Origin of the sequence: Bradyrhizobium sp. B097 (genome assembly GCF_038957035.1) — a bacterium.
In the GTDB taxonomy this organism is placed as follows: Bacteria; Pseudomonadota; Alphaproteobacteria; order Rhizobiales; family Xanthobacteraceae; genus Bradyrhizobium.
Genome location: NZ_CP152412.1, coordinates 9,094,045 through 9,107,915, shown reverse-complemented (window position 1 = coordinate 9,107,915; position 13,871 = coordinate 9,094,045). Strand labels below are relative to the sequence as shown.

13 protein-coding genes are annotated in these 13,871 nt (G+C 64.7%); 9 read left to right on the top strand and 4 right to left on the bottom strand.

Going from position 1 to position 13,871, the window contains the following annotated elements:
• The 4 genes from mutM to AAFG07_RS41885 all read left to right on the top strand — a co-directional run bounded on the left by mutM (nucleotide 1) and on the right by AAFG07_RS41885 (nucleotide 4,489).
• Nucleotides 1-882 carry a bifunctional DNA-formamidopyrimidine glycosylase/DNA-(apurinic or apyrimidinic site) lyase gene (gene mutM / locus AAFG07_RS41900; RefSeq protein WP_342725364.1) on the top strand — a complete coding sequence of 294 codons (882 nt, stop codon included), beginning with the start codon at nucleotides 1-3 and terminating at the stop codon, nucleotides 880-882.
• A gap of 1 nt (nucleotide 883) precedes the next feature.
• Nucleotides 884-1,447, top strand: coding sequence for a GNAT family N-acetyltransferase (locus AAFG07_RS41895; protein WP_342725363.1), 564 nt, complete (start codon nucleotides 884-886; stop codon nucleotides 1,445-1,447).
• A gap of 108 nt (nucleotides 1,448-1,555) precedes the next feature.
• On the top strand, nucleotides 1,556-3,235 hold the full coding sequence (ggt, locus tag AAFG07_RS41890; protein ID WP_342729400.1) for a gamma-glutamyltransferase: 1,680 nt from the start codon (nucleotides 1,556-1,558) through the stop codon (nucleotides 3,233-3,235).
• Nucleotides 3,236-3,547: 312 nt separating this feature from the next.
• Nucleotides 3,548-4,489 (top strand): transposase, encoded by a 942-nt coding sequence (locus AAFG07_RS41885; protein ID WP_342725362.1) that lies wholly within the window; start codon nucleotides 3,548-3,550, stop codon nucleotides 4,487-4,489.
• Nucleotides 4,490-4,574: 85 nt separating this feature from the next.
• Here the strand turns inward: AAFG07_RS41885 and AAFG07_RS41880 are convergent, their stop codons facing one another.
• Nucleotides 4,575-5,948 carry a peptidoglycan-binding protein gene (locus AAFG07_RS41880; RefSeq protein ID WP_342725361.1) on the bottom strand — a complete coding sequence of 458 codons (1,374 nt, stop codon included), beginning with the start codon at nucleotides 5,946-5,948 and terminating at the stop codon, nucleotides 4,575-4,577.
• A gap of 111 nt (nucleotides 5,949-6,059) precedes the next feature.
• Here AAFG07_RS41880 and moeB point away from each other — a divergent pair, with 111 nt between their 5' ends.
• A complete protein-coding gene (moeB, locus tag AAFG07_RS41875; RefSeq protein ID WP_342725360.1) occupies nucleotides 6,060-6,860 on the top strand; it encodes a molybdopterin-synthase adenylyltransferase MoeB in 801 nt (266 codons plus the stop codon).
• 3 nt (nucleotides 6,861-6,863) lie between these two features.
• On the opposite strand, the gene AAFG07_RS41870 is transcribed toward moeB, so the two are convergent.
• Nucleotides 6,864-7,871 carry an aldo/keto reductase gene (locus tag AAFG07_RS41870; protein WP_342725359.1) on the bottom strand — a complete coding sequence of 336 codons (1,008 nt, stop codon included), beginning with the start codon at nucleotides 7,869-7,871 and terminating at the stop codon, nucleotides 6,864-6,866.
• 120 nt (nucleotides 7,872-7,991) lie between these two features.
• Here AAFG07_RS41870 and AAFG07_RS41865 point away from each other — a divergent pair, with 120 nt between their 5' ends.
• On the top strand, nucleotides 7,992-8,903 hold the full coding sequence (locus AAFG07_RS41865; RefSeq protein ID WP_342725358.1) for a LysR family transcriptional regulator: 912 nt from the start codon (nucleotides 7,992-7,994) through the stop codon (nucleotides 8,901-8,903).
• A 372-nt stretch (nucleotides 8,904-9,275) separates the two neighbouring features.
• Here AAFG07_RS41865 and AAFG07_RS41860 read toward each other — a convergent pair whose 3' ends face one another.
• Nucleotides 9,276-10,280 (bottom strand): D-glycerate dehydrogenase, encoded by a 1,005-nt coding sequence (locus tag AAFG07_RS41860; RefSeq protein WP_342725357.1) that lies wholly within the window; start codon nucleotides 10,278-10,280, stop codon nucleotides 9,276-9,278.
• 354 nt (nucleotides 10,281-10,634) lie between these two features.
• Here AAFG07_RS41860 and AAFG07_RS41855 point away from each other — a divergent pair, with 354 nt between their 5' ends.
• Entirely contained in the window at nucleotides 10,635-11,162 is a 528-nt protein-coding gene (locus AAFG07_RS41855; protein ID WP_092126361.1) for an SH3 domain-containing protein, read from the top strand.
• Nucleotides 11,163-11,234: 72 nt separating this feature from the next.
• Here the strand turns inward: AAFG07_RS41855 and irrA are convergent, their stop codons facing one another.
• The gene (gene irrA, locus AAFG07_RS41850) at nucleotides 11,235-11,726 is read right to left on the bottom strand and encodes an iron response transcriptional regulator IrrA (protein WP_163156898.1); all 492 of its coding nucleotides are present in this window, start codon (nucleotides 11,724-11,726) and stop codon (nucleotides 11,235-11,237) included.
• 329 nt (nucleotides 11,727-12,055) lie between these two features.
• On the opposite strand from irrA, the gene fabA reads away from it, so the two are divergent.
• Both fabA and fabB read left to right on the top strand, forming a co-directional pair.
• Entirely contained in the window at nucleotides 12,056-12,577 is a 522-nt protein-coding gene (gene fabA / locus AAFG07_RS41845) for a bifunctional 3-hydroxydecanoyl-ACP dehydratase/trans-2-decenoyl-ACP isomerase (RefSeq protein ID WP_342725356.1), read from the top strand.
• Nucleotides 12,578-12,620: 43 nt separating this feature from the next.
• A complete protein-coding gene (gene fabB, locus AAFG07_RS41840) occupies nucleotides 12,621-13,844 on the top strand; it encodes a beta-ketoacyl-ACP synthase I (protein ID WP_342725355.1) in 1,224 nt (407 codons plus the stop codon).
• The last annotated feature ends 27 nt before the right edge of the window (nucleotides 13,845-13,871 follow it).

Sequence of the window (13,871 nt, the reverse complement as noted above, 5' to 3'; positions counted from 1 at the left end):
ATGCCGGAATTACCCGAAGTCGAGACCGTCCGCCGCGGCCTGCAACCGGCCATGGAAGGGTCCAAAATCCTCAAGGCCGAGGCCCGCCGCAAGGATTTGCGGTTTCCGTTTCAAAAAGACTTTATCGCCCGCCTCGAGGGCCAGACCATCACCGGGCTCGGCCGCCGTGCCAAATATCTGATGGCGGACCTGAACTCCGGCGACGTGCTGCTGATGCATCTGGGCATGTCGGGCTCGTTCCGCGTGCTGAAGCAGGAGGGCGCGGCGGCGCCGGGACAGTTTCACCATCCGCGCAGCGAGGATCGCGCGCACGATCATGTCGTGTTCCACATGTCGTCCGGCGCGGCCGTCGTCTTCAACGATCCGCGGCGCTTCGGCTACATGAAGATCATCGCCCGCAACGCGATCGAGGACGAACCGTTGTTGAAGGGGCTCGGACCGGAGCCGCTCGGCAACGAATTCGACGCGGCGATGCTGGCGCGCTCGTGCCGCAACAAGAAGACCAGCCTGAAGGCCGCGCTGCTCGATCAGCGCGTGGTGGCGGGACTTGGTAACATCTATGTCTGCGAGGCGCTGTTTCGCTCGCATTTGTCGCCGCGGCGATTGGCCGCGACGCTTGCAACGAAGAAGGCCGAGCCCACCGACCATTCCAAACGGTTGGTCGACGCGATCCATTCGGTGCTCAACCAGGCGATCAAGGCCGGCGGCTCCTCGATCAGCGACCATCGATTGACCAACGGCGATCTCGGCTACTTCCAGCATTCGTTCCAGGTCTACGACCGCGAAGGCGAGAAGTGCCGCACATCGGGCTGCGAGGGCATCGTCAGGCGCTTCACCCAGAACGGGCGCTCCACGTTCTGGTGCCCGAAGTGCCAGAAGTAACATGTTCGCGACGCCGCGCATCGAGACGCGACGCCTGATCCTGCGGCCGCTTGCGCTGTCGGATGCCGCTGCCATCCAGCGACACTTCAACAATTGGAACGTGATTAAGACCCTCGCCACGGTGGTGCCGTGGCCGTATCCCGACGACGGCGCGGAAAGTTTCATCAAGCGAGAGCTGGACAAGATCGCGGCCGGCGAGGAAAGCTATCAATGGGTGCTGGTGTTGCGCTCCGGTGACGGCGAGGCGATCGGCAACATCAATTTCCGGCCGCGCGCCGACGGCCGCAAGGGCAATCGCGGATTCTGGCTTGCCGAGCCTTACTGGAATCAAGGGCTGATGACCGAGGCGATCGCCGCGGTGAATGACCTCGCCTTCCTGACGCTCGGCCTCGATCACTTCCATGTCTGCAACGCGCAGTCCAACGTCGCCTCGCGCCGGGTCAAGCAGAAGACCGGCGCCGAATTCGTCGGCTTCGTCGAACTTCCGCACCACAATGGCGAGTCCAGAGCGGAGAAGTGGAAGGTCACGCGCGAGGCCTGGCTGCGCGATCGCCCGGCGACGTGACCCCAGTTGCGAATGCCGTCGTGAGGGAATTCGCGACGGCTTGACCGCGCCTGCGAGGCCGCAGAACATGGCGCCCATCGCTCCTTCAAAAACGAGAACACAATGGCGATGAACGGCAATTGGCGCGATCGCGCCGCGACAAGTTTTCAGTGCGAGAAGCAACCGGCGACCAGCAGCCGCGGCATGGTGGTGAGCAATCACCCATTGGCATCGAGCGCAGGCGCCGAGATGCTGGCGGCCGGCGGCAATGCGATCGATGCGGCGATTGCGACCTTGTTCACGCTGACCGTGGTCGAGCCGATGATGGTCGGCATCATCGGCGGCGGCATGGCGCATATCCGCCTCGCCGACGGCAGCCATCGCTTCATCGACGGCCAGAGCACGGTGCCGAAAGCGGTGCGGCCGGATACCTACACCTCGAAGCCCGGTTCGGCGCATGACGTGTTCGACACTGTCGGCAACGAGAATTTGAACGGGCCGAAGGCGGTCGCGGTGCCGGGCTCGCTGAAAGCCTGGTGCGAGACGCTGCGCCGATTCGGCACCATGAGCCTCGCCGACGTGATGCAGCCCGCGATCAAGCATGCCGCGCGCGGCTATGCGGCGACGCCTTACTTACACGAATGCATCACCGACGGCGCCGAGGAGATGCTGAAGGACAAGCCGATCTCGGCGATCTATCTGCCTCGCGGCACCCCGCTGAAGCCGGGCGAGCGGGTGGTGCAGGCCGAATATGCCGAGACGCTGAAACACATCGCCGATCATGGCGACAACGCGCTTTATCAGGGACCGCTCGGCGACATCCTGGTCGACTACATGAAGAACAACGGCGGCTTCGTCGCGCAAGAGGATCTCGCGACCTATAAAACCGTCGAGCGGCAGCCGATCCGCTGCGACTACCGCGGCTGGGAAATCCTCGGGCCCCCGCCGCCGGCAGCGTCGGGCGTGCATGTCACGCAGATGCTCAACATCCTCGAAGGCTACGATATCGCGGGCCTCGGCTTCGGCACGGTGGAGACGATCCATTACCTTGCCGAGGTGCTGAAGATCGCCTTTGCCGATCGCGCGGCCGCGAGCGGCGATCCCGCGTATATCAATGCCCCGGTGGAGCGGCTGACCTCGAAGGCCTATGCCGAGGAGCGCCGCCGCGCGATCGATCCCGATCGCGCACAGGCCTGGAGCGCCGGCGTCACCCAGCTCGAAAGCGCGCACACAACACACATGACCGCAGCGGATGCGATGGGCAATGTGGTCGCGACCACCCAGACCATCAACAATCTGTTCGGGGCCAAGATCCTGATCCCGGGCCTCGGCACTGTGCCCAACAACTACATGAACCTGTTCGATCCGCGGCCGGGGCACGCGCTGTCGCTCGCCGCAGGCAAGCGCGTCACCACCTCGATGTCGCCGATGATGGCGCTGCGCGACGGTAAACTGGCTTACGCGCTCGGCCTGCCCGGCGGAAAGCGCATCTTCCCGAGCGCGATGCAGGCGCTGATCAATTTGATCGATCACGGCATGGACCTGCAGGAGGCGGTCGAGGCGCCACGGGTGTGGACCGAGGGCAATGCGCTGGAGGTCGAGCAGGCGATACCGGAGAGCATCCGCGCCGCGCTGTCAGCGAAAGGCCACAAGGTGCAGGTCGTGCCGACGGTCGCCGGCGGCATGAATGCGATCCAGTTCCACGCCGACGGCACGATGTCGGGCGCCGCCTGCTGGCGCGCCGACGGCACGCCGGTCGGCATCGCCGGCGGTCTCGCCCGCGCCGGGGTGCGGTTCGCGTTGAGGTGACGCCGACGACGCTGTTTGACAGGTTGAATCGAGCACTACCATCTTCAACGTCGTCCCGGCGAAGGCCGGGACCCATAACCACAGCCCGTCATTGTTACGCGCTGCTGAAACGACGAGTCCCGCCTACAACGCCTGCTGCGGCGTATGGGTCCCTGTGTCTTGGAAGTCTGTCATGATGGGGTGGGCGGGAAGCCGTTGGGTCCTTGGCGCTTGACGCCGTGAGCCGGCTCGGTCTCCCGCCCGTTCCATCTATCAACCTGAACAGTTGCACGAGGCTGCGCCAACAGACCTCGCATCACAGGGACAGGCACCGTGACCATAGCTCTTCGTTACGTCGGAATCGACATCTCCAAAAAATACCTCGATATCTTTGATGAGGCTGACGGCGTGCCGAGGCGCATTGCCAACGCGACACAGGCCATCACACAGCAGGTGGCGCGTTGGCAATGCGATGCGCTGGTCGTCTTCGAGGCGACGGGTATCTATGACCTCGCGCTTCGCGAGGCGCTGCGTCAGGCCGGCATCCGCTTCGCACGGATCAACCCGGCCCGTGCCCGCGACTTTGCGCGGGCGAGCGGCCTACTCGCCAAGACCGATCCGATCGATGCGCGGATGCTGGCAGCCTTTGCGCGGGCCATGCAGCCCGCCCCCGAGCAGGTCGCCGATCCTGCACGCAACGCCCTGGCGAGGCTTGCAAAACGGCGGGATCAGCTGGTCCTCATGCGCGCCCAGGAGAAGAACCGGCGCAGCGAGGCCGACGATCGCGCCATGGCCGAACGCATTGGCCGCCTCATCGAGGTCCTCGACCGCGAGATCGCCGAGATCGAGGCCGACATCAGCGCATTGATTAAAGCCGAAGCGGAGATCGCGGACGATGCGAAGTTAATGCGTTCGCTGCCCGGCGTGGGTCCCGTGGCCTGCATGCAGCTCATCGCGCAGATGCCGGAACTCGGGCGGGTCGGACCGAAGCAACTCGCAGCGCTCGCTGGTCTTGCTCCCTTCAACGTCGACAGCGGCACCTTCCGCGGCAAGCGCAAGATTGCGGGCGGCCGAAAGCGCGTTCGTGACGCCCTTTATATGGCGGCCCTCAACGCAGTTCGCAGAGCTGATCCGTTCAAGGCCTTCTATGCACGACTGCGACAAGCCGGAAAACCAGCCAAACTCGCCCTCATCGCCGTCGCCAGGAAGCTGCTGACGGTCCTCAATGCCATCATGCGAGACCGAAAGCCCTACCTGCAAACCAAACCAACATAACAGTTGCCGGCCTGCGCCGGGACGACGAGATGGACAGAACCCGGTCTGCTCTGCGGGATCACCCGCAAGCGGGGCGAGGTGAAATTCACTTCCTGACGCAGATCACGCGGACCACGGCGGCCTTGGCGTCCGCCGACTCGCCCGCTGCGTTGACGCCGTGCTCTTTCAGGAAGCTCCGCACCGTCTCGGCCGGCACCAAAGCGGCCTGTGCCGGCGGTGCGGCGTTCGCAGGCCCTGCAACGATGACAGGCTTCAGCACTGCGATGCCGGCAAATTTGCCGCCGCCGTCGAGTGCCGCCGCGCCGGAGAACCCGATCGCCGGCGGCGGTGACAGCGCCTGATCGCCGCCACCGAGTTGCGCAACCGCGGCCTTGACGCTGCTCGCGGCCGCGCCGCCGCCCTGGCTCTGCGGATCGGCGATGCCGGTGATGTCGAGCGCGGTCTGCGTCGCCTGGCCTGCGACGTTGAGCGGCTTCAGCCCGCGCGCGCCATAGATGCGCAGCAGTGCGAGATCGTGCTCCTTGTCCGCGGCGACCCGGTCGGCGTTGCCGTAGCCCGGGATCGTCAGCGCGATGCAGTCGTCGGTCGCCACGCGGTCGGTGATGACAGCGCCATCGTCGCTGACCACGACGCCGGTGGCATATTCGACGGTCTTGCGCGGCGGCGGCCCGGCCTGCACGCCGGACGGAAATGCGTTGAAGGCGCTCGACATCGCGATCACCACCGGCTCGACGGTGGTCTGCATCGCCTGATCATAGAGAATGGTGAGGATGCGCACCTCGTCACCCCTTAAGGTGCCGCGCAGATAGAATTTCTTCAGCCCCTGCATGCCCGACAGCACGAAGAAGTCCGGCTTTACCACGGTGTAGTCGATGGTGCGGCCGGCCGGCTCCTTCTTCTCCTGCTCGGCGAGCTTGGCGGTGGTCAGGCTGGCTTCCTTGCGCCGGGCGAGCTGCACCTGGACGGTGCCGGTCGGCGAGGTCCATCTGGCGCCGGAGGCGTCGCTGGTCAGCTGCGGCACCAGTTTTGTGGGAATGCCGAGCCGTGCTCCGGTGGCGGGCTCGGTGACGACCCGCCAGCCGACGCTCTCCTGCTTCCGCCGCGCGGTGTCGGCGAGCACGCCGCGCTCCTGCGGGTTCAGCACGCCGGTCGGCTTGCCGCCGCGGTTCTTCTGGAATTCCTTGATCGCATTGACCATGCGCTCGCTGACGTCGCCTGATATCGCGCCGTTATATTCGCCGACCCAGGCGAGGTCCGATTGCAGCGCCAGCCGCTCGGCCTGCGCCATCGCATTGGCGGTATCCTCGGGCTTCTGCAGCGCGGGGCGAGCCGGCACCGTCGTCACCGTCTTCGGCTTGGCCCCGGCCGTCGTCGGCGGCGTCAACTGGGCGTTTGCGGCGCCCATGCCTGCGACCATCACGGCCGCGACCATCAATGTTGCCGAAAGCATCAATCTCATGACAAATCCGGGAGAAATGACTGATACCATTGACGTCCACGCAATTAAGCACATCTGCTTGGTCGGCAACAACCGCGCTCCGGTTCAGGGAAGCGCGCGCAGGACATCAAGATGCTGAGTGCCGACGAACTTGAACGCTATGCCCGCCACATCGTGCTGCGCGAGGTGGGCGGCCCCGGCCAGAATGCGCTGAAGAAGGCATCCGTGCTGGTGATCGGCGCCGGCGGTCTCGGCGCGCCGGTGCTGATGTATCTGGCTGCCGCCGGCGTCGGCCGGCTCGGCGTGATCGATGACGACATCGTCTCGCTCTCCAATTTGCAGCGCCAGATCATCCACACGACGTCTGATATCGGCAAGCGCAAGGTCGACAGCGCGGCGGCGCAGATCCATGCGCTCAACCCGCATGTGGCGTTCGAGGCGCATCCAACGCGGCTCACGGCCGACAATGCGATGGCGCTGATCGGAAGTTACGATCTCGTGCTCGACGGCTCCGACAATTTCGAGACCCGCTACCTCGTCGCCGATGCCTGCTTCCTCGCGAAGCGGCCGCTGATCACCGCCGCGCTGGGCCAGTTCGACGGTTCGCTGACCACGATCCGCGCGCACGAGAAGAATGCGGACGGCGTGTTCAACCCGACCTATCGCTGCCTGTTTCCGGAGGCGCCGCCGCCGGGTACGGTGCCGGCCTGCGCCGAGGCCGGCGTAATGGGCGCGCTCGCCGGCGTGCTGGGATCGATGATGGCACTGGAGGCGATCCGCGAGATCGTCGGCTTCGGCGAGGGCCTGGTCGGCCGTCTGTTGATGGTGGATGCGCGCGCGATGCGGTTCGAAACCTTGCGCTACGCGCGCGATCCGCAGAACCCGCTCAATGGTGATGCGCCTGCCATCACCGATCTGAGCGGGCATCTGTAGAGGTCAGGACGCAGTCGCGGGCTTCTCGCTGTCCATGTGCCGGAGGTGCTCCTCCGGGTAGCGTCCGCCGGCAGCCGCGCCCGGCGGAAATGCTTCGGCGAGTGTGGCGAGATGCGTCGCGGTCAATTTCACGTCGAGTGCGCCGAGCGCCTCGGTCAGCCGTTCGCGCCGCCGCGCGCCGACCAGCGGCACGATGTCGTTGCCTTGCGCTGCGACCCAGGCAATTGCAACCTGCGCCGGAGAGGCGCCGATCTCGCCGGCGATGCCGCGCAGCCGATCGGCGAGCGCAAGGTTGGTGTCGATGTTGCCGGCCTGGAAGCGCGGGCTCATCAGGCGGAAATCCTTCGCGCCGCCGTGGTCCTTCGACCAGTGCCCGCTGATCAGCCCGCGCGCCAAGACGCCATAGGCTGATATGCCGATGCCGAGCTCGCGGCAGGTCTTCAAAATGTCGGTCTCGATGCCGCGCGAGATGAGCGAATACTCGATCTGCAAATCGGCGATCGGATGTACCTTGTGGGCGCGGCGGATGGTGTCGGAACCCACTTCGGAGAGGCCGATATGCCTGATCCAGCCGGCCTTGACCATGTCGGCCATCGCGCCGACCGTGTCCTCGATCGGCACATTGGGATCGAGCCGCGCCGGGCGGTAGATGTCGATGTGATCGACGCCGAGCCGCTGCAGCGAATAGGCGGCGAAGTTCTTCACGGCAACGGGCCGGCAGTCATAGCCGAGAAAGCCGTAGCTGCGATCGCGCAGCGCGCCGAACTTGACGCTGATCACGAGATTGTCGCGGCTGCGGCTCTCCATCGCCTCGCCGATCAGCATCTCGTTGTGGCCCATGCCGTAGAAGTCGCCGGTATCGAGCAGCGTGATGCCGGCATCGAGCGCGGCATGGATGGTGGCGATGCTCTCGCTGCGGTCGGTCGGACCGTAGAAGTCGGACATGCCCATGCAGCCGAGGCCGATCAGCGAGACCATTGGGCCGGCGGAACCGAGTTTGCGTGTGTCCATGGTGGTGTTCCCAAAACGTTGCAGCGGATGATCCGCCGCCAATGACGCGGCTGATATGGGCCGGTTCGGTTTTTGGGATAAGCTGGACAATCCCGAATGGGTTGTTCACTATATCGAACAATGCAGGATTTCGACCTTCGCGACCTCGATGCCTTCGTGGCGGTGGCGCGCACGCGCAACTTCCGGCGTGCGGCCCTCGAGCAGCGTGTCTCGGTCTCAAGCCTCAGCCAGCGCCTGCGCGACATGGAGGAGCGGCTCGGCGTCCGCCTGATGAACCGCACCACCCGCAGCGTTGCGCTGACCGAAGCCGGCGAGTTGCTGCTCGCCCGCGTTGCGCCGGCAATGGTCAACGTCGCCGACGCGATCACCGAGGTGCGCGGCCTGCGCGCCGAGCCGTCGGGGCGGCTGCGCATCAACGCGCCGCCGCCCGCGGTCGATCTCGTGCTGGCGCCGATGGTCGCGCCGTTCCTCGCCAAATATCCGAAAGTAGATCTCGATATCGTCGCCGAAAGTGCTTTCGTGGATATCGTCGCGCAAGGCTTCGACGCCGGCGTGCGCTATGGCGAGCATCTGGCGCAGGACATGGTGGCGGTTCCGCTCGGCGCGCAACAGCGCTACGCGGTGGTGGCGTCGAGCGATCATGTCGCAAAGCACGGCCGGCCAATGCACCCGAAGGATCTCCTGAAGCACGCCTGCATCCGCACCCGCTTCGGCAGCGGTGCGATCTTCGATTGGGAGTTCGAGAAGAACGGTCGCGTCGTGAAGGTTTCGCCGCCGGCCCGGCTGATCGCGACCTACCTCGGCCTCGCGTTGCGTGCGGTCCATGACGGCGTTGGCTATTGGGCGACGTTCGAGGGTTATGTCCGCTACGGCGTCAAATCCGGCGCGCTGGTCAGCGTGCTCGACGATTGGTGTCCGCCGTTCGACGGGCCGTTTTTGTACTACCCGAGCCGCCGCCAGCCGCCCCCAGCGCTCGCCGCGTTCGTGTCGTTCGTCGCCGACTGGCGCAAGCAGGCGCGGCGGAAGAAGTAAGGCAAACCCTTGCCACACCGTCGTCCCGGCGAAAGCCGGGACCCATACTCCGCAGCGGAAGTTGGGAGCGAGACTCGTCGTTCCAGCACGGTGGAGCAATGACTATCGGTGGTTATGGGTCCCGGCCTGCGCCGGGACGACAGCGAGTGTTGGTTTCAAGTTGCGTGGTCGAGCGCCGGCCGCACCGGCTACTGTGCATGGGGTTGTTTTCGATATTTTCGCGGCTAGAGCCACATCGTCGTCCCGGCGAAGGCCGGGACCCATAACCACGAGTGTCTGTTGTGCGCAATGTCGGAACGGCGAATCCCTTCAACAACAACCGCCGCGGCGTATGGGTCCCTGCTTTCGCAGGGACGACACCGATTGTCCGACTTACAGCATGCTCGGCAGCACGCGATCCGGCGGCTTGTGGGCGTCGAGGAAGGTTCGGATGTTGATGATGACCTTCTCGCCCATCTCGACGCGGCCTTCGATCGTGGCCGAGCCCATGTGCGGCAGCAGCGTCACCTTGCCGGCCCGGGCGAGCCGCACCAGCTTCGGGTTCACCGCGGGCTCGTGCTCATAGACGTCGAGGGCTGCGCCGCCGATGTCGCCGGCTTCAATCAGCTTGATCAGGGTGTCCTCGTCGATCACCTCGCCGCGCGCGGTGTTGACGACATAGGCCTCTTTGCGGATCAGCTTGAGCCGCCGCGCCGAGAGCAGATGATAGGTCGCCGGCGTGTGCGGGCAGTTCACCGAGATGATGTCCATCCGCGCCAGCATCTGGTCGAGGCTTTCCCAATAGGTCGCCCCGAGCTCTTCGGCGATCATGGGCGCCACCGGGCGGCGGTTGTGATAGTGGATCTGCAGGCCGAAGGCGCGGGCACGGCGCGCCACGGCCTGGCCGATGCGGCCCATGCCGACGATGCCGAGCCTCTTGCCGCCGATGCGGTGGCCGAGCATCCAGGTCGGCGACCAGCCCGCCCAGTGCTGCTTGCCTTCGGTCAGAATCGAGGCGCCCTCGATCAGGCGCCGTGGCACCGCCAGGATCAGCGCCATGGTCATGTCGGCGGTGTCCTCGGTCAGCACCTTCGGGGTGTTGGTCACCGTGATGCCGCGGGCATGCGCGGCGGTGACGTCGATATTGTCGACGCCGTTGCCGAAATTGGCGATCATCTTCAGCTTGCAGTCGGGCTGATTGATCACGTCCTCGCGGATCATGTCGGTCACGGTCGGCACCAGCACGTCGGCGGTCCTCGCCGCCTCGGCGATCTGTTCCGGTGTCATCGGCGTGTCGTCGAGATTCAGTCTGGCATCGAACAGCTCGCGCATCCGGGTCTCGATCGAGTCCGGCAGCTTGCGGGTGACGACGACGAGAGGCTTTTTCTTCACCGACATGTCCTGCTTTCATGAGGCGCGCGGCCCGCCAAAAACCGAGCCGTTGAGGCCTCATTAACCCGGTTGTTCGACACTGCTGATAGCCGCGCTGTCCCGGCGTTTCCTTCGCGTTTCCTAGGGTTCCCCGATACTTGCCCCGGCTGTCGCCAAGGGGAGACAACGGGAAATTCGGGTGTTCTGGCTCTCAGGCGTTCCGTCCTCTCTAGCAGAAGGCCGGGCCAAGACAAGAACCCCTCGGATCGATGCGGGCAGGGAACGAACAGCGCCGGCGCAGGGGCCTTCGGGCACGGGTTTGAATTTGGGTTTGGGTTGCAGCTCGCCGAATGCGGGTTGGGCATCTCGGCAGGAGACGAGTTGATGGTCTGGCGTTTCGGTTCATTGGTGGCTCTGGTCGGGAGCATGCTGAGCGCGTCGGTCATCCCCGGACATTCCGCCAAGGATTTGAGCCCCACCACCAGCGGCCTGCCGATTCCGCGCTATGTCAGCCTGAAATCCGATCATGTGAACGTCCGGGCCGGCCCGACCAAGGACAATGACGTCGCCTGGGTCTACACGCGGTCGGGGCTGCCGGTCGAAATCACCGCCGAGTTCGAGAACTGGCGCCGGGTGCGCGATTCCGAGGGCGCCGAAGGCTGGGTCTATCACTCTCTGCTGTCCGGCCGCCGCACCGCGGTCGTCACGATGAAGAACAAGGACGATCTGGCCTCGCTGTACGATCGTCCCGACGCCACCAGCGCCATCGCGGCGCGCCTGCAGGCCGGCGTCGTCGCGCAGGTCAAGAAATGCGCCAATAACTGGTGCCGGGTCACCGGCAACGGGTTCGACGGCTGGATCGAGCAGCAACGCCTGTGGGGCGTCTACGCCGACGAGAAGGTGGACTGAACTTCTTCGTCGCAAACGACAATGGCCGGGACGAGCCCGGCCATCACAACTCAAATCGACGCCAAGGCCGGATCAGCGCTTCTTGCGCAGCCGCACGACCATGTCGACACGGGAAATCTCGTAGCCATCAGGCACGTTGGGCATCTTCGACAGCACGAGGTTCGGGTCGGGAATGTCGACCAGCTCGTGATTGTGCTCGAGATAGAAGTGGTGATGCGTCGACACGTTGGTGTCGAAATAGGTCTTGGTGCCGTCGACGCTGACCTGGCGCAGCAGGCCGGCATCGGTCAGCTGGTTGAGGGTGTTGTAGACGGTCGCCAGCGACACCGGAACCTTGGCCAGCGTGGCTTCCTCGTACAGCATTTCAGCGGTCAGGTGGCGGGCACCCTTGCCGAACAGCAGCCAACCCAGCGCCATGCGCTGACGGGTCGGCCGGAGGCCGGCAGACTGCAGCATCTCGTTGACGTCATGCCACGGACAACCGGTCAGCGCAGGGTGGTGCCCAGCGCCCCGGGCAGCCGGGTGCACGGCATCATCGTTCACAGCCGGTACTTCGTCGTTCATATCCACTCTATGCACCCAACTCAGGCAATATTCCTCTTAAATATAAAAAGGATGCCCATCAGATGCAAGTTTTTCGCAACTAGAACGAATCCAAGCTGCGGTAGAAACCTAAGGAGAAACGGCAATTTATCATCGGAATGCCGCTTTGCCGCCCAGTTGGCCCTATGTTAGAGAGCGCGCGGACCACATATGCGCTTTCGGCAGAGATAACAGGCCGGTAGCGTACCCAGGTAGCGCCAAGATGCGGGACGGGATATTCCGGTTCCCGTGGGTAGATTAAGGTCCGACCAAGCAAAGCGCTTCATCGGGACATCAGAGGTGTAAAGAGGATGCTGGATCGGCGCGGCGGTTACGAATACGAGGATTTGCTGGCTTGCGGGCGGGGCGAGCTGTTCGGTCCCGGCAACGCCCAGTTGCCGCTGCCACCGATGCTGATGTTCGATCGCATCAGTGAGATCTCGCAAACCGGCGGCGAGTACGGCAAGGGGCTGGTGCGCGCCGAGCTCGAAGTGAAACCGGATCTCTGGTTCTTCGGCTGCCATTTCAAGAACGATCCGGTGATGCCGGGCTGCCTCGGCCTCGATGCCATGTGGCAAATGGTCGGCTTCTACCTTGGCTGGATCGGTGGCGAAGGTCGTGGCCGCGCGCTCGGCCTCGGCGAGCTGAAGTTCTCCGGACAGGTGCTGCCGCAGGCGCGCAAGGTTGTGTACAACATCGATATCAAGCGCGTGATGCGGTCAAAGCTCGTGCTTGGAATTGCCGACGGGTGGCTTTCCATGGACGACGAGATTATTTATCGCGCCAAGGACTTGAAGGTCGGATTGTTCAAGCAGGGCACGGCGCCATCTTGAGCAGGATCATCATGCGGCAACACAAAGGCAGGGCGAGGCGAACATGAGGCGGGTTGTCATCACGGGGATGGGGATTGTCTCGTCCATCGGTAACAACACCCAGGAAGTGCTTGCGAGCCTCTACGAGGCAAAGTCGGGCATTTCGCGTGCGGAGAAGGCTGCTGAGCTCGGCTTCCGTTCGCAGGTGCACGGTGCGCCGACACTCAATCCCGCCGAGGTGATCGATCGCCGCGCGATGCGGTTCCTCGCCGAAGGTGCTGCGTGGAATCACGTCGCCATGGAGCAGGCGATCCGCGACTCCGGCCTCGAGGAGAACGAGGTCTCCAACATCCGCACCGGCATCATCATGGGATCCGGCGGACCGTCGACGCGCACGCTGGTGGAGGCCGCCGACATCGCGCGCGCCAAGGGCCCGAAGCGCGTTGGTCCGTTCGCCGTGCCGAAGGGAATGTCCTCGACCGCGTCGGCGACGCTCGCGACCTGGTTCAAGATCAAGGGCGTGAACTACTCGATCTCCTCGGCCTGCGCGACGTCGAACCATTGCATCGGCAATGCCTACGAGACGATCCAGATCGGCAAGCAGGACATCATCTTCGCCGGCGGCTGCGAGGAACTCGACTGGACGCTATCGGTGCTGTTCGACGCCATGGGCGCCATGTCGTCGAAGTACAACGACACGCCGGCGACCGCCTCGCGTCCCTACGACATCAGCCGCGACGGTTTCGTGATCGCCGGTGGCGCAGGGGTCGTGGTGCTCGAAGAGCTCGAGCATGCCAGGGCGCGCGGCGCGCGGATCTACGGTGAGGTCGTCGGCTACGGCGCGACCTCCGACGGATACGACATGGTGGCGCCGTCGGGCGAAGGCGCCGAGCGCTGCATGCGCATGGCGATGTCGACGGTGGACACGCCGGTCGACTACATCAATCCGCACGCCACCTCGACGCCGGCCGGCGATCCGCCGGAGATCGAGGCGATCCGCAAGGTGTTCGGCACCGGCGACAAGTGCCCGCCGATCTCGGCGACCAAGGCGCTGACCGGCCATTCGCTCGGCGCTACCGGCGTGCAGGAAGCGATCTACTCGCTGCTGATGCTGAACAACGGCTTCATCTGCGAAAGCGCGCATATCACCGAGCTCGATCCGGTGTTTGCCGACATGCCGATCGTGCGCAAGCGCATCGACAACGTCAAGCTCACGACCGTGCTGTCGAACTCGTTCGGCTTCGGCGGCACCAACGCCACGCTGGTATTCAGGCGGCTTGATGCCTGATTTCGCCTCTCCTCGCTTGCTGAGGGA

What these genes read in the sequence shown, in the direction of transcription:
- irrA (WP_163156898.1), bottom strand. Translation starts at nt 11,726, where the DNA reads ATGAACGACGAAGTACCGGCTGTGAACGATGATGCCGTGCACCCGGCT.
- AAFG07_RS41860 (WP_342725357.1), bottom strand. Translation starts at nt 10,280, where the DNA reads ATGTCGGTGAAGAAAAAGCCTCTCGTCGTCGTCACCCGCAAGCTGCCG.
- moeB (WP_342725360.1), top strand. Translation starts at nt 6,060, where the DNA reads ATGCTGAGTGCCGACGAACTTGAACGCTATGCCCGCCACATCGTGCTG.
- ggt (WP_342729400.1), top strand. Translation starts at nt 1,556, where the DNA reads ATGAACGGCAATTGGCGCGATCGCGCCGCGACAAGTTTTCAGTGCGAG.
- AAFG07_RS41895 (WP_342725363.1), top strand. Translation starts at nt 884, where the DNA reads ATGTTCGCGACGCCGCGCATCGAGACGCGACGCCTGATCCTGCGGCCG.
- mutM (WP_342725364.1), top strand. Translation starts at nt 1, where the DNA reads ATGCCGGAATTACCCGAAGTCGAGACCGTCCGCCGCGGCCTGCAACCG.
- AAFG07_RS41880 (WP_342725361.1), bottom strand. Translation starts at nt 5,948, where the DNA reads ATGAGATTGATGCTTTCGGCAACATTGATGGTCGCGGCCGTGATGGTC.
- fabA (WP_342725356.1), top strand. Translation starts at nt 12,056, where the DNA reads ATGCTGGATCGGCGCGGCGGTTACGAATACGAGGATTTGCTGGCTTGC.
- fabB (WP_342725355.1), top strand. Translation starts at nt 12,621, where the DNA reads ATGAGGCGGGTTGTCATCACGGGGATGGGGATTGTCTCGTCCATCGGT.
- AAFG07_RS41870 (WP_342725359.1), bottom strand. Translation starts at nt 7,871, where the DNA reads ATGGACACACGCAAACTCGGTTCCGCCGGCCCAATGGTCTCGCTGATC.
- AAFG07_RS41865 (WP_342725358.1), top strand. Translation starts at nt 7,992, where the DNA reads ATGCAGGATTTCGACCTTCGCGACCTCGATGCCTTCGTGGCGGTGGCG.